The sequence below is a fragment of the Blautia wexlerae genome (genome assembly GCF_013300825.1).
Classification (GTDB): domain Bacteria; phylum Bacillota; class Clostridia; order Lachnospirales; family Lachnospiraceae; genus Blautia_A; species Blautia_A wexlerae_B.
This window is the reverse complement of sequence record NZ_JAAIMY010000111.1, coordinates 1-352: the sequence shown is the minus strand read 5'-3', so window position 1 is coordinate 352 and position 352 is coordinate 1. Positions and strand designations below refer to the sequence as shown.

1 pseudogene is annotated in these 352 nt (G+C 47.2%); it reads right to left on the bottom strand.

What is annotated here, in order from left to right:
* Nucleotides 1-352 (bottom strand): annotated as a pseudogene (locus G4417_RS16655) (IS200/IS605 family accessory protein TnpB-related protein); the annotation flags it as partial.

Sequence of the window (352 nt, the reverse complement as noted above, 5' to 3'; positions counted from 1 at the left end):
CTTCTGTATAGGAAAAACGCAAAAAATACTTCCGGTGTCTCTTTTCCAGAGTTGGAGCAGATGCCTTTTTCCCTGACCAGTATTTTCTCAGATATTCCATATCTGTATGCTCCAGACGTACACAGAACCATTTCCAGTCATGGCCGTCATAGAGTTTCAGGTATGCTTCGTCTTTCCCTTCCGCTCCCTCACGGTACATGACATCACGATAGAAGACCGGCATGGCGTGGTTTTCATATACAAGCTTTGGTTTCCCGCTCTTTCCGTCTGTCTTTTCCCATAGATCCAGCCGTGTTCTATAAGAGGATACTGTCCCCAGTGCATGCCGGATGGCAGATCTGCGCAGATAGGA